This window comes from Streptomyces sp. TSRI0107, from assembly GCF_001905845.1.
GTDB lineage: Bacteria > Actinomycetota > Actinomycetes > Streptomycetales > Streptomycetaceae > Streptomyces.
In genome coordinates this window covers 189,883-208,446 of sequence record NZ_LIVZ01000011.1, presented here as the reverse complement: position 1 = coordinate 208,446, position 18,564 = coordinate 189,883, and the positions used below count along the sequence as shown (strand labels likewise).

Annotated in this window: 16 protein-coding genes; 12 read left to right on the top strand and 4 right to left on the bottom strand. The window is 75.9% G+C overall.

Annotated elements, in window-relative coordinates:
* Positions 1-3: 3 nt before the first annotated feature.
* Positions 4-393 (bottom strand): RidA family protein, encoded by a 390-nt coding sequence (locus tag AMK31_RS28595; RefSeq protein WP_073943559.1) that lies wholly within the window; start codon positions 391-393, stop codon positions 4-6.
* A gap of 72 nt (positions 394-465) precedes the next feature.
* On the opposite strand from AMK31_RS28595, the gene AMK31_RS28590 reads away from it, so the two are divergent.
* Together AMK31_RS28590 and AMK31_RS28585 are read left to right on the top strand one after the other, a co-directional pair.
* Entirely contained in the window at positions 466-1,047 is a 582-nt protein-coding gene (locus tag AMK31_RS28590; protein ID WP_079186966.1) for a DUF1360 domain-containing protein, read from the top strand.
* 25 nt (positions 1,048-1,072) lie between these two features.
* A complete protein-coding gene (locus AMK31_RS28585) occupies positions 1,073-2,698 on the top strand; it encodes a right-handed parallel beta-helix repeat-containing protein (protein WP_073943558.1) in 1,626 nt (541 codons plus the stop codon).
* 7 nt (positions 2,699-2,705) lie between these two features.
* On the opposite strand, the gene AMK31_RS28580 is transcribed toward AMK31_RS28585, so the two are convergent.
* On the bottom strand, positions 2,706-4,160 hold the full coding sequence (locus AMK31_RS28580) for an FAD-dependent oxidoreductase (protein WP_073943557.1): 1,455 nt from the start codon (positions 4,158-4,160) through the stop codon (positions 2,706-2,708).
* A gap of 93 nt (positions 4,161-4,253) precedes the next feature.
* Complete coding sequence (locus tag AMK31_RS28575; protein WP_073943556.1) at positions 4,254-5,480, bottom strand: polysaccharide pyruvyl transferase family protein; 1,227 nt, start codon at positions 5,478-5,480, stop codon at positions 4,254-4,256.
* 531 nt (positions 5,481-6,011) lie between these two features.
* Between AMK31_RS28575 and AMK31_RS28570 the strand changes: the two genes are divergently transcribed.
* From AMK31_RS28570 to AMK31_RS28525, 10 genes are all read left to right on the top strand, one after another.
* Positions 6,012-7,061 carry an NAD-dependent epimerase/dehydratase family protein gene (locus tag AMK31_RS28570; RefSeq protein WP_079186965.1) on the top strand — a complete coding sequence of 350 codons (1,050 nt, stop codon included), beginning with the start codon at positions 6,012-6,014 and terminating at the stop codon, positions 7,059-7,061.
* Positions 7,062-7,116: 55 nt separating this feature from the next.
* Positions 7,117-8,778 carry a carbamoyltransferase family protein gene (locus tag AMK31_RS28565; RefSeq protein WP_073943555.1) on the top strand — a complete coding sequence of 554 codons (1,662 nt, stop codon included), beginning with the start codon at positions 7,117-7,119 and terminating at the stop codon, positions 8,776-8,778.
* A complete protein-coding gene (locus AMK31_RS28560) occupies positions 8,778-9,863 on the top strand; it encodes a glycosyltransferase family 2 protein (protein WP_073943554.1) in 1,086 nt (361 codons plus the stop codon). Before AMK31_RS28565 ends, AMK31_RS28560 begins: the two co-directional genes overlap by 1 nt.
* Entirely contained in the window at positions 9,860-10,585 is a 726-nt protein-coding gene (locus AMK31_RS28555) for a D-glycero-alpha-D-manno-heptose-1,7-bisphosphate 7-phosphatase (protein WP_079186964.1), read from the top strand. The genes AMK31_RS28560 and AMK31_RS28555 overlap by 4 nt, the downstream gene beginning before the upstream one ends.
* Positions 10,582-11,712 carry a glycosyltransferase family 9 protein gene (locus AMK31_RS28550; RefSeq protein ID WP_079186963.1) on the top strand — a complete coding sequence of 377 codons (1,131 nt, stop codon included), beginning with the start codon at positions 10,582-10,584 and terminating at the stop codon, positions 11,710-11,712. The genes AMK31_RS28555 and AMK31_RS28550 overlap by 4 nt, the downstream gene beginning before the upstream one ends.
* Positions 11,709-12,674, top strand: coding sequence for a glycosyltransferase (locus AMK31_RS28545; RefSeq protein ID WP_073943553.1), 966 nt, complete (start codon positions 11,709-11,711; stop codon positions 12,672-12,674). Before AMK31_RS28550 ends, AMK31_RS28545 begins: the two co-directional genes overlap by 4 nt.
* Positions 12,671-13,939, top strand: a complete 1,269-nt coding sequence (locus tag AMK31_RS28540; RefSeq protein WP_073943552.1) for a glycosyltransferase — start codon at positions 12,671-12,673, stop codon at positions 13,937-13,939. Before AMK31_RS28545 ends, AMK31_RS28540 begins: the two co-directional genes overlap by 4 nt.
* 94 nt (positions 13,940-14,033) lie before the next feature.
* Positions 14,034-14,663, top strand: coding sequence for a D-sedoheptulose-7-phosphate isomerase (locus AMK31_RS28535; RefSeq protein WP_073943551.1), 630 nt, complete (start codon positions 14,034-14,036; stop codon positions 14,661-14,663).
* Positions 14,660-16,069 (top strand): D-glycero-beta-D-manno-heptose 1-phosphate adenylyltransferase, encoded by a 1,410-nt coding sequence (gene rfaE2, locus AMK31_RS28530; protein WP_073943550.1) that lies wholly within the window; start codon positions 14,660-14,662, stop codon positions 16,067-16,069. The genes AMK31_RS28535 and rfaE2 overlap by 4 nt, the downstream gene beginning before the upstream one ends.
* Positions 16,066-17,121, top strand: coding sequence for a glycosyltransferase family 9 protein (locus AMK31_RS28525; protein WP_079186962.1), 1,056 nt, complete (start codon positions 16,066-16,068; stop codon positions 17,119-17,121). Before rfaE2 ends, AMK31_RS28525 begins: the two co-directional genes overlap by 4 nt.
* A 164-nt stretch (positions 17,122-17,285) precedes the next feature.
* Here the strand turns inward: AMK31_RS28525 and AMK31_RS28520 are convergent, their stop codons facing one another.
* Complete coding sequence (locus AMK31_RS28520) at positions 17,286-18,545, bottom strand: MFS transporter (protein ID WP_241842750.1); 1,260 nt, start codon at positions 18,543-18,545, stop codon at positions 17,286-17,288.
* Between the last annotated feature and the right edge of the window lie 19 nt (positions 18,546-18,564).

Below are 18,564 nucleotides of genomic sequence, written 5' to 3'. Positions count from 1 at the left end.
ATGTCACGCGGTCGGCCGCCGTGCGTACACCTCTATCTCGATCCTCATCCGGGGATCGGCGAGACCGCACACGAGCATCGTGGCGGCCGGCCGCACGTCGCCGAAGCAGCGGCGCAGGACGGGCCAGCAGGGCTCGAAGTCCTCGCGGTCGGGCAGCAGGTAGCGCACCCGCACCACGTCGGCGAAGGTGCACTTCGCCTCGGCCAGCGCGGCCCCGATGTTGCGCAGGCACTGTTCGGCCTGCTCCACCACGTCGTCGGAGATGGTCATGGTGGTGTAGTCGAACCCGGTCGTCCCGGACACGTGCACCCAGTCGCCGTCCACCACGGCACGGGCGTAGCCGATCTGCTCCTCGAAGGCCGAGCCACTGAGGATCGCGCGTCGCTCTGTCATGCGCCGCACGCTAGGTGACCAGCGGGCATACGTCTAATACACGCCCAGGCATGAGTCGATACCTCCGAGCGTATGGAGGCCGACGCCGTCGGGCGTGTGGCCCTGGCCGCGGCCGGGCACTCGGGGCTGGTTCGCGGGAACCCGGAGGACGGGAGGGCGGTCACGGTGGAGGACGAGCGGTACGACGACGAGGGTGGTGTGCCCCTCGCGGGCTACGCGGGGCTGATGGGCGGCTTCGCGGCGGGTGCGGCGGCGTACACGGTGGTGTTCCGGCTGCTCGGCCGGCGGCCGCCGGAGCAGGTGCCGCCGTGGGACGTGGCGTTGCTGGGTACGGCGACGTTCAAGGTGGCGCGGCTGCTGTCCAGGGACAAGGTGACGGGCGTCGTGCGGGCGCCGTTCACCCGCCGCGAGGGGGAGGGTGAGGCCGCCGAGGTCATGGACGTGCCCCGGGAGGGCGGTACGGCCCGGCGGGCGATCGGTGAACTCGTGTCGTGCCCGTTCTGCATGGCCGCCTGGGTGGGCGCCGGACTGACCGGCTACTACGCGTGGGCGCCGCGGGCCGCCCGCCTGGTGTGCGCGGGACTGAGCGCGATCACGCTGGCGGACTGGCTGGAGTACGCCTGGACCGGGACGCAGCAGGCCGTCGAGGGCTGACGGGCGAGTGAGGACAGGAGTGCGTATGTCCATGTCTGTGTCGCTGCCGTTGACGCTGGACGCCCGGCAGCACGGGCTGGTCGGGGACGGGGTCACCGACGACCAGCCGGCGTTCGCGCGGCTGGTGGACATGGTGGGCGCGGCGTGCGCGGCGGACGGCCGGCCGCGGACCATCGAGGTGCCGGCCGGGCGGTACGTGATACGGGACCGGCCGACCGTCTGGCACAGCGGGGTGTCGCTGATCGGGGCGGGGCGGGGTGCCACCTGCTTCGTCCTGGAGAATCCCGGCGCGCCGCGCACCCCGGTGCCGCTGGCCTGGTTCACGACGGCGCAGCACGGCGCCGGCCGGGACCGTCACATCGCCGACGTCACCTTCGCGCACTTCGAGATCGACGGGTCGGGGGTGCGGACGGAGGAGTACGAGGTGCTGGCGAAGGGGCTGGGGCTGCAGTACGTGCTGCGGGGGCGCTTCAGCGACCTGTACATCCACGACACGGCGGCGACCGGGTTCGGCTGCGACTTCCTTCAGGACACGGTCGTGGAGGGCGTGCTGGCCGAGCGGTGCGGACGGCAGGACCCCGGGGAGAAGATGGGCGGCGCGGGCATCGGGATCGGTGTCGGCGGATGGGGGCCGAGCGAGCGTCTGACGATCACCTCGTGCACCGCGGTCGGCAACGGCACCAACGGCATCTTCCTGGAGTTGCAGCAGGAGCACTGGACGCCGCCGCGGGGCATCCGCATCGTCGCCTGCCACTGCGAGGACAACCGGTTCGGCATCTCCGACTGGGGGGCCGACGGACTGGTGGTGTCCGCCTCGACGATGATCGGCAACCACGAGGCGGGCTTCGACGTGTCGTCCCAGGGCACCACGAGCGTCGGCGGGCGGGGCGGCATCGTCACCGGCTGCGTCATCGACGGCAACGTCCGCGACGGTGTCGGGTTCGGCAACTCCCCCGGCCCGTACGCCTTCCGCGGCAACCGGATCAGCAACAACGGCCGGTACGGGTACTGGGATCACAACCTGGAGGGCGGGGACCAGGAGCCGGCGATGGACGTGGTGCTGGAGTCCAACGACATCTGCGGCAACGCGCTCGACGGCGTCCGCGTGGACGCCGGGCTGCGCGACTCGGCGCTGCTCGGCAACCGGATCCGTGACAACGGCCGCCGTGCCGCACCGGCGGCCTCGGGCGGCGGCGACGGGGTGCGCTGTTCCCCGTTCACGCTGGTCGACGAGGGCGCGGCCTGGCCGCCGGACGGCCATCGCGGCAAGCTGGTGACGGTCGGCGAGCAGAGCGCGCGGGTGGTGTACAACACGGGGACGGAGCTGGGGCTGGCGCCGTGGCGGCCGGGCGCGCCGACCGCCTGGCCCGACGGCACTCCCGCGCCGGGCTCGGGGTATCGCCTGCCCGGCTGTCCCGCCGTACGCGCCGGGATCACCGTGGACTCGCCGGTGTCGCGGCCGCAGCTGACCGGCAACCGGGTCTGGGACGACCGGCGGCCGCAGACGCAGACGCACGGCCTGTGGATCACGGCCGACGGCCGTATGACGGGCGGGCGGGTCACCGACAACGACTTCTCGGGCAACGCCTCGGCGGCTACGCGGTTCGACACCGCGCCGGTGGGCGGGCGGTGGCAGGACAACGACGCGTGAGCAGGAGTCAGCCCGGCTGCCGGGTGGGCGCGCCCATGCCGAGGCGCAGCCGCGCGCCCTGGCGGAGCAGTTCCTCCTGGACGAGTTCGGCGGGCACCTCGCGCGGGGTGCGGCCGTCACGGGTGGCCAGCGCGGCGCAGACCCCGGCGGCCTGGCCGGTGGCCATGGCGATGGGCATGACGCGGTACGAGGAGTGCGCGACGTGCGAGCCGGAGATGCAGCGGCCGGCGACGAGGAGGCGTTCGGTGTCGCGGGGCAGCAGGCAGCGCAGCGGGATGTCGTAGAACCGTCCCTGGGGGACGCGCATGAGGACGGTACCGGAGCCCTTGGGGTTGTGGATGTCGACGGGGTAGGCGCCGTGCGCGATCACGTCGGGGAAGGAGCGGGCCTCCATGATGTCGTGGCCGGTCAGGTGGTAGTCGCCGAGGACGCGGCGGGTCTCGCGGACGCCGATCTGGGTGCCGCTCTGCACGACGTACGACTCCTCGAAGCCCGGCACGCGCCGGCGCAGGAAGCGTTCGATCTGCTCCAGCTGCCGGCGGGCGGTGTACTCGGCGCGGGTGAGGTCCCACACGTCGATGCCGAGCGCCCCGGTGACGCGGGTGCTGTTGACGCTGACCTCGCCGGGGTGCGGGGTGCCGAAGAACAGCATGTCCTCGCGGGGCAGGTCGAGTTCGCCCGCCTTGGTGGCCTCCTCGACGAGGTCCCACAGGCCGTGCACGCCCTTCCACTGGTCGGGGTGCTCGCGGACGTACTCGGAGAAGCGCGGCCGCAGGAAGTCCACGACCCGGAACATCAGCGTCATCGGCTGCACCAGCCCGTCCTGGGGGCGGCCGATCTCGCAGGGCGCGCCGCAGGCCACGGCCACGTCGCCGTCGCCGGTGCCGTCGACGACGATGCCCGCGTCGATGACGACGGGGCCCGACTTGCTCTCGAACACCACCCGCCAGCCGTCGTCGAGGGGCAGCGCGGTGGAGGCGAAGGCGTGGAACAGCATGCGCACGCCGGCCTCGTCGAGCAGGTCGAGGAGGACGAGTTTGTAGATCTCGGGGTCGAACGGCACGGTGTAGCCGGTCTTCAGGGACGGCTGGACGCAGCCGCCGCGGGTGCCGAGCCGGTCCAGGAGCTGCCACAGGAACCCGGCGACCACCGCCTCGCCCTCGCCGTGGTCGGTGGGCAGGAGCTGGTCGCCCTGCTGGCCGGGCTCGGTGAACACGGCCTGTTTTCGCTCGTTGTGGAACGACATCAGCGGCATGACGAGGGCCGCGGTGGCGTTGCCGCCGAGGAAGCCGTAGCGCTCGACGAGGACCACCTCGGCGCCGGCCTCGGCCGCCGCGCAGGCCGCGGCGGTGCCGGCCGGTCCCCCGCCGACGACCAGGACGTCCGTCCGGCCGCCGTGGCGGGCGGGGCGCGGCGGCAGGGTGACGGTCCGGGACTGTGCGGGTGGTTCCAGGATCGGCATCGCTTCTTCCCGTCGGCAGGTGGATCCGGTGCGGAGGGCCCGGCGTCCGGCGCGGCGGGGCGGCGTCCGGGACGACGGCGGGCCGTCCGGGCGTCAGGTCGCGGTCCCGGTACCCGGCCTGAGCAGATGCAGGCCCGGCTCGCCGACGTCCGCGACGCCCGCGATGCCGGTGTCGAGGGAGTCGAGTACGGCTCCGACCCGGGCGCAGGTCTCCCGCGCCCGGCCGCGCAGCCGCCGTACGCGCTGTTCGAAGTCGTCGCGCCGGTCGGGGAACTCGTCCCAGAGCCGGTCCACCTCCGCCAGCAGCAGCCCGGCCTGCTCGCGGGCGACGCCGACGAGGGCGGGGGCGCCGAGGCGGCGGGCGAAGTCGAAGACCTTGCCGGAGTAGGGCAGCGGCAGCACGGGCAGCCCGGAGAGCGCGGCGAAGATCAGGAAGTGCAGGCGCATGCCGACGACGAGGTCGAGGTGGTTCATGAAGCCGAGGACCTGGCCGGGGCTGTAGACGCTGTGCAGGATGCGGCCCCGGTCGGGCGCGGTCATCCGGGAGAGGACGCCGTGGGCGTGGTGCACGTCCTGGCGTTCCATGGGGACGAAGACGACGTGGGCGTCGAGTCGTCGTACGAGGAAGTCGGCGACGTCGGCGAGGAGGGCGTGGTAGTCGCCCTCGTCGAGTTTCTCGGCGGCGCGCCCGGGTTCCCGGACCGACATGCCGACCAGCCGGTTGGCGTCGGCGGGGATGCCCTCCTGGCGCATCATCTGGTCGGTGAACGGCTCCGGCGGCAGCAGCAGGGCGGGGTCGGCGGTGACGGTGATGTCCCGGTCGACGCCGGCCTCCTCCAGCACGAGGTGCGACTCCTCGTCGCGGACGACGACCTCGTCCATGGCCGTCAGCACCGAACGCACCGCCTCCCGGTCCTCCGCCTCGCGCAGCGGGCCCGCGCCGATGGCGTAGGCGAAGGTGCGGACGCCCCGGGCCTGGGCGGCACCGGTCACCCGCAGGTAGCGGCGGGCCTCGCCGTCGTAGAGGATGCCGCCGCCGCCGAGGACGAGCAGGTCGAGGCGGGACAGCACGTCGAGCACCTGCCTCTGCGGGACGCCCTCCCAGTCGACCACCTCGTCGAGGGTGGGGTGGTGGGCGCGGGTGTGCTCCGCGTTGCGGCTCAGGGCGATCAGCCGCGCCTGCGGCCGGTGGGTGCGCAGACAGCTCAGCATGCAAGTGAGGATGGCCTCGTCGCCGAGGTTGTAGCCGCCGTAGGAACCGAGCAGGCCGATGCGCGGGCTCGTCCCGGTGGCGCGGGGAGGCTGTGCGGTGGTGGTCATCCGGAACTCCTGTCCGAGGCGGGTCGCTGCCGCGGGTTCGGGCCCGAGTTGCCGTCACAAGTCGGGAGAAACCCCTGCTGAGGCACTTTTCGGCGGACGGTGTCCGGGCTGGTCCGTGAGGGCGGCGGACGGCCGGGACGCCGTCGATGTCATGCGCACAAGGACCGCGAGGTGCGTCGCGGCGGAGCCCGTGACCGCCGGGACCGGGCCGGGCGGTCCTGCTCCGGAACCGGACCGGCCGCCGGTCGGCGGCCGACTCCCGGCGCCCATCCTTCCACGGGACCCGAAGGGCCACCATCGCAGCGGACCGGCCCCGCTCGGCCGCGTGTGCGGTTCCCGGCACGTGCCGGTGCCAGGCGGGGAGCCGGGGCCGCGTCCCGCGCCGTCCGGCGCGGCACGGAGCCCGTCACGCTCCGTACGTCACTCCGATGCCGTACACCACCGAGCCCCGCGGGCCCGGGCGTCGGAGGCTGTTCGGGTGTGGGCGGTCCGCCGCCGCACCCCTGCCGTCCCTCTGACGAGGAGGCCTGAATGAGCAACCCTTCTTCCCGCACTTCCCGCACTTCCCGCACTTCGCGGACCTGGCGGACCTCGCGGACCTCGCGGACCTCGCGGGCCGCCGCGGAGACTTCCCCGCGGGCCTGGCGGCACGCGGTCGTCACCGGCGGCGCCGGCTTCGTCGGCTCGCACCTGTGCGCCGCGCTGCTGGAGTCGGGCGCCGCGGTCACCTGCGTGGACGACTTCAGCACGGGACGGCCCGAGAACGTGACGCCGCTGATGGACCGGCCCGGGTTCACGCTGGTGCAGGCCGACGTGTCCGAGGGCCTGCCCGTCGACCGGCCGCCCGACCTCGTCCTGCACTTCGCCTCCCCGGCGTCCCCGGCCGACTATCTGCGGCTGCCGCTGCACACCATGGACGCCGGCAGTCTCGGCACCCGGCACGCCCTGGAGCTGGCGCACCGCTTTGGCGCCCGCTTCCTGCTCGCCTCGACGTCCGAGGTGTACGGCGACCCGCAGCAGAACCCGCAGGACGAGCGGTACTGGGGCCACGTCAACCCGGTCGGCCCGCGCAGCGTCTACGACGAGGCGAAGCGCTTCGCGGAGGCGCTGACCACCGCGCACGCGGACGGCGAGGGCACCGACACCTGCATCGTGCGGCTGTTCAACACCTACGGTCCCCGGATGCGCGGCCACGACGGCCGGGCCGTGCCGACCTTCGTCCGGCAGGCGCTGGACGGCGAACCCCTCACGGTCACCGGCGACGGCGGCCAGACCCGCTCCCTGTGCTACGTCGACGACACCGTGCGTGGCATCCTCGCGGCCGCGGCGCACGGGCTGCGCGGCCCGGTCAACATCGGCAACCCGCACGAGATCACCATGCTCGACCTGGCCCGCCTGGTGGTCGAACTGACCGGCTCCGCCTCCGACATCCGCTTCATCGAACGGCCGACCGACGACCCGGCCGTGCGCTGCCCGGACATCACGCTGGCCCGCGACAAGCTCGGCTGGGAACCGGAGGTGGACGCCGAGGAGGGCCTGCGGCGGACCATCGCCTGGTTCCGCTCCGGCGCCGACCACTGACCCGTCGTCCCTCCCCGGGAAGCCGACCGCCCCTTCGCCGAAAGGCCTGGCATCCATGCGCATCCTCGGAATCAACGCCCTCTTCCACGACCCCGCCGCCGCCCTGGTGATCGACGGCCGTACCGTCGCCGCCGCCGAGGAGGAGCGGTTCTCCCGGCGCAAGCACGGCAAGCGGCCGGTGCCGTTCTCCGCCTGGGAGCTGCCGGAGAAGGCCGCCGCGTGGTGCCTGCGCCGGGCGGGTCTGCGCCCCCAGGACCTGGACGCCGTCGCCTACTCCTACGACCCGGCGCTCGCCCGGCCCGCCTCGGACATGGGCCTGGACGATCCCTGGGACCACCTGCGGCAGACGTACGCCCGGGAGGCGCCGGGCTTCCTGAAGGCGGCGCTGCCGGGCCTCGACCCGGACATCGTGCGGTTCGTGCCGCACCACATGGCGCACGCCGCGTCCGGCGCCTACTGCGCGGACGGCGCCGAGGACTCCTCCGTGCTGGTCCTGGACGGACGCGGGGAGCGTGCCTCGCATCTCGCCGCGCGCCGGGTCGGGGACCGGCTGGAGGCGCTGTACGCGCAGGAGCTGCCGCACTCGCTCGGCCTGGTCTACGAGGAGCTGACCGAGCATCTCGGATTCCTGCGCTCCTCCGACGAGTTCAAGGTGATGGCGCTGGCCTCGCACGGCACCCCGCGGATGCTGGCGGAGCTGCGCCGGTACGTGCATCCGACGGGTGACGGCGGGTTCCGGGCCACCGGGGTGCCGTGGCACGAGTTCTGCCCGCGGCGCGGCGCTGAGGAGCCGTGGACCCAGGAGCACGCGGACGTGGCCGCGAGCGCCCAGGCGGTGCTGGAGGAGACGCTCCTCGATCTGGTGCGCTGGCTGCACGGCCGGACCCACGACAGCGTCCTCACGCTCGCCGGGGGTGTCGCCCTCAACTGTGTCGCCAACTCCCGCATCGCCCGCGAGGGCCCGTTCTCCCGGGTGTGGGTGCAGCCCGCCGCCGGTGACGCGGGCACCGCGCTGGGCGGCGCGCTGCTGCTGGCCGCCGGGAAGGGGGACTCGCCGGAGCCGATGACCGGCGCGGACCTCGGCCGGGACTGGTCGGACGCTGAGCTGGGGGCGTGGCTGAAGACGGCCGCCGTACCGTTCGAGCGGCCGCCGGACATCGCCGGGACGGTGGCGCGGACGCTCGCGGACAACGGGATCGTCGCCTGGTTCCAGGGCCGCTCGGAGTACGGCCCCCGGGCGCTCGGCCATCGCTCGCTGCTGGCCCACCCCGGGCACGCGGGCAACCTGGAACGGCTCAACGACGTGAAGGGCCGCGAGCAGTTCCGGCCGGTGGCGCCGATGGTGCTCGCGGATCGCGCCGCCGAGATCTTCGACGGGCCGCTGCCGAGCCCGTACATGCTGTTCGTGCACGACGTGGCACCGGCCTGGCGGGAGCGGATCCCCGCCGTCGTGCACGTGGACGGCACGGCCCGGATCCAGACCGTCGACGCGGCGCGGGAGCCGCTGGTGGCGCGGATGCTGAGCGAGTTCGAGAAGCTCACCGGGCTGCCGGTCGTGGTCAACACCAGCCTGAACACGGCGGGGCGCCCCATGGTGGACGACCCCCGCGACGCCCTGGAGTGCTTCGGCTCCTCACCCGTCGACCTGCTGGCCATCGGCCCGTACGCGATCCGGCGCGGCGACTTCTTCCGCGCCTCGGCCGAGGGGCGGGTCTGATGAACGGGCAGTACGTCACCGGGGAGCCCGGCGAGACCACCGGGTACGCGATCGTCGTCCCCACGGTCGGCCGGCCCAGCCTGCGCACGTGTCTGCGCGCGCTGGCCGCCGCCGGTGGTCCCCCGCCGGCGCGGGTGGTCCTCGTCGACGACCGGCCCGCGACGGCCGGCGGCGCGCCCCTCACGGACGTCGTCCCCGAACCGCTGCGGCCCCTCACCACGGTTGTCGCGGGCGGCGCCCGAGGGCCTGCCGCGGCCCGCAACGCCGGGTGGCGGGCCGCCGGACCGGTGCCCTGGGTCGTCTTCCTGGACGACGACGTGGTGCCCGGGCTGACCTGGGCCGCCGATCTCGCCCGCGACCTGGCCGCGGCGACGCCCCGGACCGCCGCGGTGACCGCGCGCATCCACGTGCCGCTGCCTGCCGACCGGCGCCCCACCGACTGGGAGCGCAACACCGCCGGGCTCGCCACCGCCCGGTGGATCACCGCCGACATGGCGTACCGGCGGACCGCGCTGGAGGCGGCCGGGGGCTTCGACGAACGGTTCCGGCGGGCCTTCCGGGAGGACGCGGACCTGGCCCTGCGGGTGACCGGCGCCGGATGGTCGGTGGCCGAGGGGTCCCGTACGACGACCCATCCGGTGCGGCCCGCGGACCGCTGGGTCTCGGTACGGCTCCAGGCGGGCAACGCGGACGACGTGCTGATGACCCGGCTGCACGGCCGCGCCTGGTGGCGCCGGGCGGACGCGCCACGGGGGCGGCTGCCCGGGCATCTGGCGGTGACCGGGGCGGCGGTGGCCGCGCTGACCTGCGCGGTGCTGCGCAGGCCCCGGGCCGCCGCGGTGTGCGGCGGGCTGTGGCTGGCCGGGACGGCCGAGTTCGCGCTGGCCCGGATCCGGCCGGGGCCGCGCACCCGGGACGAGATCGTGACGATGGCGCTGACCAGCGTGGCGATCCCGCCCGCCGCCGTACGGCACTGGCTTCGGGGGTGGTTCGCGCACCGGCGTACGCGGCCGTTCGACGCGTCCCGGGTCGCGGGGCCGCCGTCGGCGCGGCCGGAGCCGGAGTGGGAGCGGGTGGGGTCATGAGCGACCGCCCCTGGCTCTTCGAGGGCCGCCCGCGCCAGTCCGAGGGGCCGGCCCCGCCCGCCCGCTCCCCCGCCGGCGCCCTGCCCGCCGCCGTGCTCTTCGACCGCGACGGCACCCTCGTCGTCGACGTCCCGTACAACGGCGACCCGGCGCGGGTCGAGCCCATGCCGACGGCGCGCGAGGCGGTCGACGCCGTCCGGGCGGCGGGGATACCGGTCGGCGTGGTCAGCAACCAGTCGGGGGTGGCACGCGGGCTGCTCACACGGCCGCAGGTCGAAGCGGTGCAGCGCCGGGTGGAGGAGCTGCTCGGTCCGTTCGACGTGTGGGCGGTGTGCCCGCACGGTCCCGACGACGGCTGCGGCTGCCGCAAGCCCGCGCCGGGACTCGTCCTGGCCGCCTGCGCCCGCCTCGGCGTCGACCCGGCCCGCAGCGTCGTCGTCGGCGACATCGGCGCCGACCTGACCGCGGCTCGGGCCGCGGGCGCACGGGCCGTACTGGTCCCCACACCGGTGACCCGCCCCGAGGAGACCGCCCTCGCGGAGGAGACGGCGGAGACCGCCGTGGACCTGCTCGGGGCGGTACGGCTGGTCCTGGGCACGAGGCCCGCGGACGCCGTGGCCCGGCAGGAGAGGGCGCCACGTACCCCGGCCGCCGCCCGCACACCGGGCCATGAGGCGAACGGCTCCTGCCGTCAAGCGACGCGAACGGCGGCCCCGTCATGACCGCCGCCCCCCGCACCCTCGTCGTCCGGCTGGACAGCGCCGGTGACGTGCTGCTGGCCGGGCCCGCCGTGCGGGCGGTGGCGGCCGGTTCGTCGTACACGGCGATGCTGTGCGGGCCGCAGGGTGAGCAGGCGGCGCGGATGCTGCCGGGCGTGGACGAGGTGCTGGTGCACGACGCGCCGTGGGTGGGGCTGGAGCCGGCGCCGGTGTCCCGGGAGGAGACGCGGCGGCTGCTCCAGACGCTGGCCGGGCGTCGCTTCGACCGCGCCCTGATCCTGGTGTCGTTCCATCAGAGCCCGCTGCCCGCGGCCCTGTTGCTGAAGCTGGCCGGGGTCGGCTGGGCGGCGGCGGACAGCGTGGACTATCCGGGCGCGCTGCTCGATCTGCGCCACCGCCGGCGGCCGCACCGGCACGAGGCGCTGGCCGCCCTGGACCTGGCGGAGGCCGCCGGGTTCGCGCTGCCGGCGGGTGACGACGGCGCGTTGCGGGTGCTGCCGCCGCCGGACACGACCCGCCTGACCGGCCCCGAGCCGTATGTGGTGCTGCATCCGGGTGCCGCCGTGCCGGCCCGCGCCTGGAGCCCGGACCGGGCGGCGCGGGCCGCGGCGGCGCTGGCCGCCGAGGGCTATCGGGTGGTGGTGACCGGCGGTCGCGGGGACCGGGAGCTGACCGCGCGGGTGGCCGGTTCGCACGCTCTGGACCTGGGTGGGGTGACGGATCTGCGGCAGCTGGCGGGGGTGCTGGCCCGCGCGCGGGTGGCGGTGACCGGGAACACCGGCCCCGCGCATCTGGCCGCGGCGGTCGGCACGCCGGTGGTGTCGCTGTTCGCGCCGGTGGTGCCGGCCGAACGCTGGCGGCCGTACGCGGTGCCGTCGGTGCTGCTGGGCGACCAGGAGGCGGCCTGTGCGGGGACCAGGGCCCGGCGTTGCCCCACGCCGGGACATCCGTGTCTGGACGGGATCCGCGACGCGGAAGTGCTCGCGGCGGTGGCCGCGCTCAGCACCGGAGGAAGGGCGGACCGAGGGGAAGACCGACCGGTCGGGATGAATGACTTGACTGAGACAAGGAAGACGGCGGACCGGACAAACGAACCAAAAGGGGCCAGTGAGCGAGGAGTGGCGTGGTGAACATTCTGCTGTGGCATGTGCACGGCTCCTGGACGACCGCGTTCGTCCAGGGTCCGCACACCTACCTCGTCCCCGTGCTCCCCGACCGCGGCCCGGACGGGCGCGGCCGGGCCCGGACCTTCCCCTGGCCCGCCTCCGTGCGCGAGGCGACCCCGGACGAGCTGCGGGACGCGGAGGTCGACCTGGTCGTCCTCCAGCGGCCGCACGAGATCGAGCTGGCCGAACGCTGGCTCGGCGGCCGCCGCCCCGGCCGGGACGTCCCCGCCGTCTACCTGGAGCACAACGCCCCGGACGGCGACATCCCGAACACCCGGCACCCGTTCGCCGACCGCGACGACCTGACCCTCGTCCACGTCACCCACTTCAACCGGCTGTTCTGGGACAACGGCGGCACCCGCACCGAGGTCGTCGAGCACGGCGTCGTCGACCCGGGCCACCGGTACACCGGCCGGCTCGCCCGCGCGGCCGTCGTCGTCAACGAGCCGGTACGGCGCGGCCGCCACACCGGCACCGACCTGCTGCCCGCCCTGGCCGAGGCGGCGCCCCTGGACGTCTTCGGGATGCGCACCGAGGGCCTCGCCGCGCACCTCGGCCTGCCCGAGGAGCGGTGCCGGTCCGCGGACCTGCCGCAGAGCGAGCTGCACGCCGCGATGGCCGAGCGGCGGCTGTACCTGCACCCGGTGCGCTGGACCTCGCTCGGGCTGTCCCTGCTGGAGGCCATGCACCTGGGCATGCCCGTGGTGGCGCTCGCCACCACGGAGGCGGTGGAGGCCGTCCCGCCCGGCGCGGGCGTGGTGTCCACCCGCCCGCGGGTGCTGGCGGAGGCCGCCCGCCGCTATCTGGCGGAGCCCGACGCGGCGGCCGAGGACGGGGCGCGGGCCCGCCAGGCGGCCCTCGGACGGTACGGGCTGAAGCGCTTCCTGAACGACTGGGAGCGCGTGATGACGGAGGTGCGCTCATGACCGCATCGGTCGGTTCCCTGACCGCCGCCCCGGACGCCGGCCACCCCGGCTCCCTCGACATCGCGCTGGTCTCCGAGCACGCCAGTCCGCTGGCCGCGCTCGGCGGCGTCGACGCGGGCGGGCAGAACGTGCACGTCGCCTGTCTCGCCGGCGCCCTCGCGGACCGCGGGCACCGGGTCACCGTGCACACCCGCCGGGACGGCCCGGACCTGCCCGACCGGGTGCCGCTGCGCGACGGGGTGGAGGTCCACCACGTGCCCGCCGGGCCGCCCGAGCCGCTGCCGAAGGACGAGCTGCTGCCCCACATGGACGAGTTCGGGCGGCAGCTGGTCCGGGCCTGGCGGGGCCGGCCGCCCGACGTGGCGCACTCGCACTTCTGGATGTCCGGGCTGGCCTCGCTGCACGCCGTGCGCGCGCTGGACCTGCCGCTGCTGCACACCTATCACGCGCTCGGCACGGTCAAGCGCCGCCACCAGCGGCTCGCGGACACCAGCCCGCCGCAGCGCGTGGCGCTGGAGACCGAGGTGGGCCGGGGCTGTGACCGGGTGATCGCCACCTGCCGGGACGAGGTCGTCGAACTGACCCGGATGGGCATCCGCGCCGACAAGGCGAGCATCGTGCCGTGCGGCGTCGACACCGGCCTGTTCACCCCGCAGGGCCCGGCCGCCCCGCGCGGCCCCCACCCCTACCGGCTGCTCCAGCTGGGCCGACTGGTGCCGCGCAAGGGCGCCGCCGTGTCCATCGCCGCGCTGGCCCTGCTGCCCGACACGGAACTCGTCGTGGTCGGCGGCCCCCCGGCGGACCGGCTGGACGCGGACCCGGAGGTGCGCCGGCTGCGGGAGATCGCCCGCCGGGCCGGGGTCGCCGACCGGGTCCGGTTCACCGGCGGGGTGCCCAGCGAGCAGGTGCCGCCGCTGCTGCGCGGCTCCGACGTGGTGCTGTGCCCGGCGGACTACGAGCCGTTCGGCATCGTGCCGCTGGAGGCGATGGCCTGCGGCGTCCCGGTCGTGGCCAGCGCGGTCGGCGGCCAGCTGGACACCGTCGCGGACCCCGGCACCGGACGCCTGGTGCCGCCGCGCGACCCGCGGGCCCTCGCCCGCGCGGTCGCCGGCCTCCTCGCCCACCCCGAGACCCGTCGGGCGTGCGGCGCGGCCGGGCGCCGCCGGGTGCTGCGCCGCTACACCTGGGCGCGGGTCGCCGCCGAGACGGAGGCGGCGTACTGCGCGGTCCTGGAGGCCGCGCCGGCCGTGACGGGGGTGGTGTGAGGCCGTCCGTCCCCCCGTCACCGCTGCGAGCCCCGACGTTCGAAGGAGGTGCGGGTCCCGCCGCCGTCGCCGCGACGCGGTACGCCCGACCAGCATGAGCGAATCCCCTGCACTCGCCGCCGCCCGGCTGCACTGCCGTTCCCTGGAACAGGCACTCGTCCGGCTGCGCACCGACGGCCTCGGCCGGATCGCGGACTGGGGCGACCGGCTCGCCGCCGTCCTGCCGACCGGCGGAAGGCTGCTCGCCGCCGGCAACGGCGGCAGCGCCGCCCAGGCCCAGCACCTGACCGCCGAACTCGTCGGCCGCTACCGGCAGGAACGGCCCGCGTTCTCGGCGATCTCCCTGCACGCGGAGACCTCCAGCCTGACCGCCATCGGCAACGACTACGGCTTCGACCAGGTGTACGCCCGTCAGGTCGCCGCCCACGGCCGGCCCGGCGACGTGCTGATGCTGATGTCCACCTCCGGGCGCAGCGCCAACCTGATCAGCGCGGCCGTCGCGGGCCGCCGGGCCGGGCTGCGGGTCTGGGCGATGACCGGACCGGCGCCGAACCCGCTCGCCGAGGCCGCCCACGAGGCGCTGTGCGTCGACGCCGACACCACGGCCACCGTGCAGGAGACCCATCTGGTCGCCGTGCACCTGCTGTGCGAGGGCTTCGACGCGGCCCTCGGCACGCCGGCCCCCGTCCGGGACCGGGCCACCGCCGCCGGGAGGGTGTCGTGACCGGGCCGCGGCCGCTGGTGGTCGTCGGGGACGTGCTGCTCGACGAGGACGTCGAGGGTGTCGCCACCCGGCTGGCCCCGGACGCGCCCGCGCCGGTCGTGGACGTCACCGACGACCGCCGTCACCCCGGCGGGGCGGGCCTCGCCGCCGCGCTGGCCGCCCGGGGCGGACGCGAGGTGGTCCTGGTGACCGCGCTCGGCGACGACGCCGCCAGCGAGGCGGTACGGCGGCAGCTGCGCGGCCGGGTGCGGCTGGTGGAGATCCCGCTGCGGGGCAGCCTGCCGGTGAAGACCCGGGTGCTGGCGAGCGGGCGACCGCTGGTCCGCATCGACCGGGGCGGCGGCGAGCCCGGGGAGCCCGATGAGGCGGTGCGGGACGCGCTGACGCAGGCCCACGCCGTGCTCGTCGCCGACTACGGGCGGCACACCGCGGGTGCGGTACGGCAGCACCTGGAGGCGGTCGTCCCGCGCACCCCGCTGGTGTGGGACCCGCACCCCAGGGGCGAGGCCCCGGTGCCCGGCGCCCGGCTGGTCACGCCGAACGCGGCCGAGGCGCGCAGCCTGTACCCCGGCGACGGGGGCGAGTCGCTGCGCGCGTACGCCGAGCGCGGGGCGCGGCTCGCGGACCTGTGGCAGGCCGCGGGTGTCGCCGTGACGCTCGGGGAGCGCGGGGTGCTGCTGACCCGGCCCGCCGCCGGTACGCCGATGCTGGTGCCGCCGCCGTACCGGGCGAGCGGCGATCCGTGCGGTGCGGGCGACTGCTTCGCCGCGACGACCGCCACCGCGCTCGCCGACGGCGCGCTGCCGGAGGAGGCGTTGCAGCGGGCGGTCGCGGAGGCCGCCGCGTTCGTGGCGGCGGGCGGTGCCGGGAATCCGGCGCTGTGGCGGACCGAACCCGACACCCCCTCCGGTCCGGCGCCCGGCGCGGACGCGTTCGCCCTCGCCGAGCAGGTGCGGGCGCGCGGCGGCACGGTGGTGGCGACCGGCGGCTGCTTCGACCTGCTGCACGCCGGGCACGTGGGGCTGCTGGAGAGCGCCCGGCGGATCGGCGACTGTCTGATCGTGTGCCTCAACTCGGACGACTCCGTGCGCGGGATCAAGGGCCCCGGCCGCCCCATCAACACGGTGGCCGACCGGGCCCGGGTGCTCCAGGCCCTCGGCAGCGTCGACGCCGTCGCGGTGTTCGACGAGGCCACCCCGCAGGCTCTGCTGAGCCGGCTGCGGCCGGACGTGTGGGTGAAGGGCGGCGACTACTCCGTGCAGGAGCTGCCCGAGGCGGAGACGCTGCGCGCGTGGGGCGGTCAGGCGGTCGTCCTGCCGTACCTCGACGGCCGGTCCACCACGCTGCTGGCCCGGCGGGCGGCGCGCGCCGCGGTGCCGCTGAAGCCGGGCGGGACGGCGGCGTGAGCGGGGACCCCGCCCGGTCCGCCCGGCCGGGTGTCCTGGTGCTGCGCGCGCTCGGCCTCGGCGACCTGCTGACGGCCGTCCCCGCCCTGAAGGCGCTGCGGCGGGAACTGCCGGGCCACGAGCTGGTGCTGGCCGCGCCGGGGCGGCTGGCCGGGGCCGCGGCGGCGACCGGCCTGGTGGACCGGCTGCTGCCGGCCGAGGCGCCGGGACGGGCCGTACCGTCCGGGCTGGCCTGGTCCGGGCCGCCGCCCGACCTGGCCGTGGACCTGCACGGCAACGGCCCGCCCAGCCACCTCCTCCTCCAGCGGCTCGCACCGCGCCGCCTGTTCGCGTACGCGCATCCGGGGACGCCCGGCATCCCCGGCCCGGTCTGGCGGGAGGACGAGCACGAGCGGGAACGCTGGTGCCGGCTCCTCGCCTGGTACGGCATCCCCGCCGACCCCGCGGACCTGACGATCCCGGCGCCCGCGGCGCCCTCCCCCGCGCCCGGCGCGGTCGTCGTCCACCCCGGCGCGGACGCCCCCGCCCGGTGCTGGCCGAGCGAGCGGTTCGCCGCCGTGGCACGCGCGCTGCGCGAGGCGGGTCACCGGGTCGTGGTGACGGCGGGCGCGGGCGAGGCGGTACTGGCCCGGCGGGTCGCGGAACGGGCGGGGCTGCCCCCGTCCGCAGTGCTGGGCGGCACCCGTGACGTGCCGTTCGACCGGCTCGCGGCACTGGTCGCCGGCGCGCGCTGCGTGGTGGTCGGCGACACGGGCCTGGCTCACCTGGCCACGGCTCTGGGCACCCCGTCGGTGATCCTGTTCGGCCCGGTGGCCCCCCGTCTGTGGGGCCCGCCCCCCGACCCCCGGCACCGGGCGCTCTGGCATCCCGGCGACACCGTCTCCGCCCGCCCCGGGGACGCCCACGGACGCGAACCGGACGAACGGCTCCTGCGGATCTCGGTGCGGGAGGTCCTGACGGCGGTACGTGACCTCCCGGTCGGCCGGGCATCCCGGACACCCGGACACGGTTCGACCGACCGGGCCCCGGCGGAAGCACGGCTCCGCCGCTGAGAAGGAACAGAACGAGGGTGCCCGCGACGCCGCCCACCTCAGCCGCGATCCACGCGAGCGAGCCGACGCCCGCGACTTTGCCCGGCCACGGCGGCCCGAGCCCGGCAAGCCACCGACCGCAGCTCCGCCGCGGCGCCCAGGCCGGCCCCGGCCCGCGCGGCGGCTCAGGCCGCGGTTTCCAGTTCCGCGTGCCGCTCCCCCGTACGCAGTGGTGTGACCGGCAGCGCGGTGCGGCGTTCGCGGAGGAGGTGGCCCGTGCCGATCGCGCCCGCGATGATCAGGCCGCCGGCGACGAGGGCGCCCCGGGCGCCGGCGAGTTCCATGAGGAGGCCGAGGGCGGGCGGGCCGGCCAGGCCCCAGCCGGTGCTGATGCTGCCCCACACGCCGAGGACGCGGCCCCGCATGTGGGCGGGCGGGTCGGTCTGCAGCACGGTCGTCCCGGCGGTGTCGGAGACCGACTCCACGACGGCCATGGGCAGGACCAGGACGAGCAGCACGGCGAGCGACGGCGACAGGCCGGCCACCACCTGGAGCAGCCCGCCGGTCGCGGCCAGCGCGCCCACGAGCCGCACGGACGGCTTGCGCAGCCGGGCGCCGAGCACCGCGCCGACGATGCCGCCGACGGCGAGGACGGTGGAGACGGTGCCGAAGGCCCCGGCGCCGCCCGCGAGCGGACCGGTGACGAGTACGGCGAGGGTGAGGCCGTAGTTCCGGCCGAAGACCGCGCTGATGCCGGTCACGCCGGCGAGGGCGACCAGCCGGGGCCGCCGCGCGAAGAACGCCAGGCCCTCGCGGACGGTCAGGTCGCCGTCCTTGCCCCGCGCGCCCTTCGCGCGCGAGCCGCGCCGGGCGGGGACCCCGGCGCGCGTGGCCGCTCCGGCGACGGGTTTGAGGAACGGGACGACCGAGGCGACGAAGAGGAAGGACAGGCCGTTGGCGGCGTACGCGGCGCCGGTGCCGAGGAAGCCGACGGCCACTCCGGCGAGCCCGGTACCGGCGAGCCGTCCGGCGCTGTGCACGAGGGAGCCGACGCCGATGGCGGAGGGCACGTCCTCGGGCCGCACCAGGTCGTTGCCGAGCAGCGCGCAGGCGGGCCCGTCCACGGTGGCGATGGTGCCGGTGACGGCGGCCAGCACCAGCAGGACGGTCAGGTCGAGCCGGTCGGTCGCCACCAGCACCGCCGTGATCAGGGCGACGACGCCGAGCAGCGCCTGGCTGACCATGGCGGTCAGCTTCCGGGGCCAGCGGTCCACGGCGGCGCCGCCCGCCAGGCTGACCAGCAGCGCGGGCGCTGCCTGCACGGACACGGACAGGCCGGTCGCGGCGGCGGACCCGGTGATCTGCAGCACCAGCAGGTTCTGCACGGTGAGCTGCATCCACGTGCCGGCGTTGGACACGAAGTTGGCGAGGGACCACCAGCGCATGCTGCGGTAGCGCAGGGAC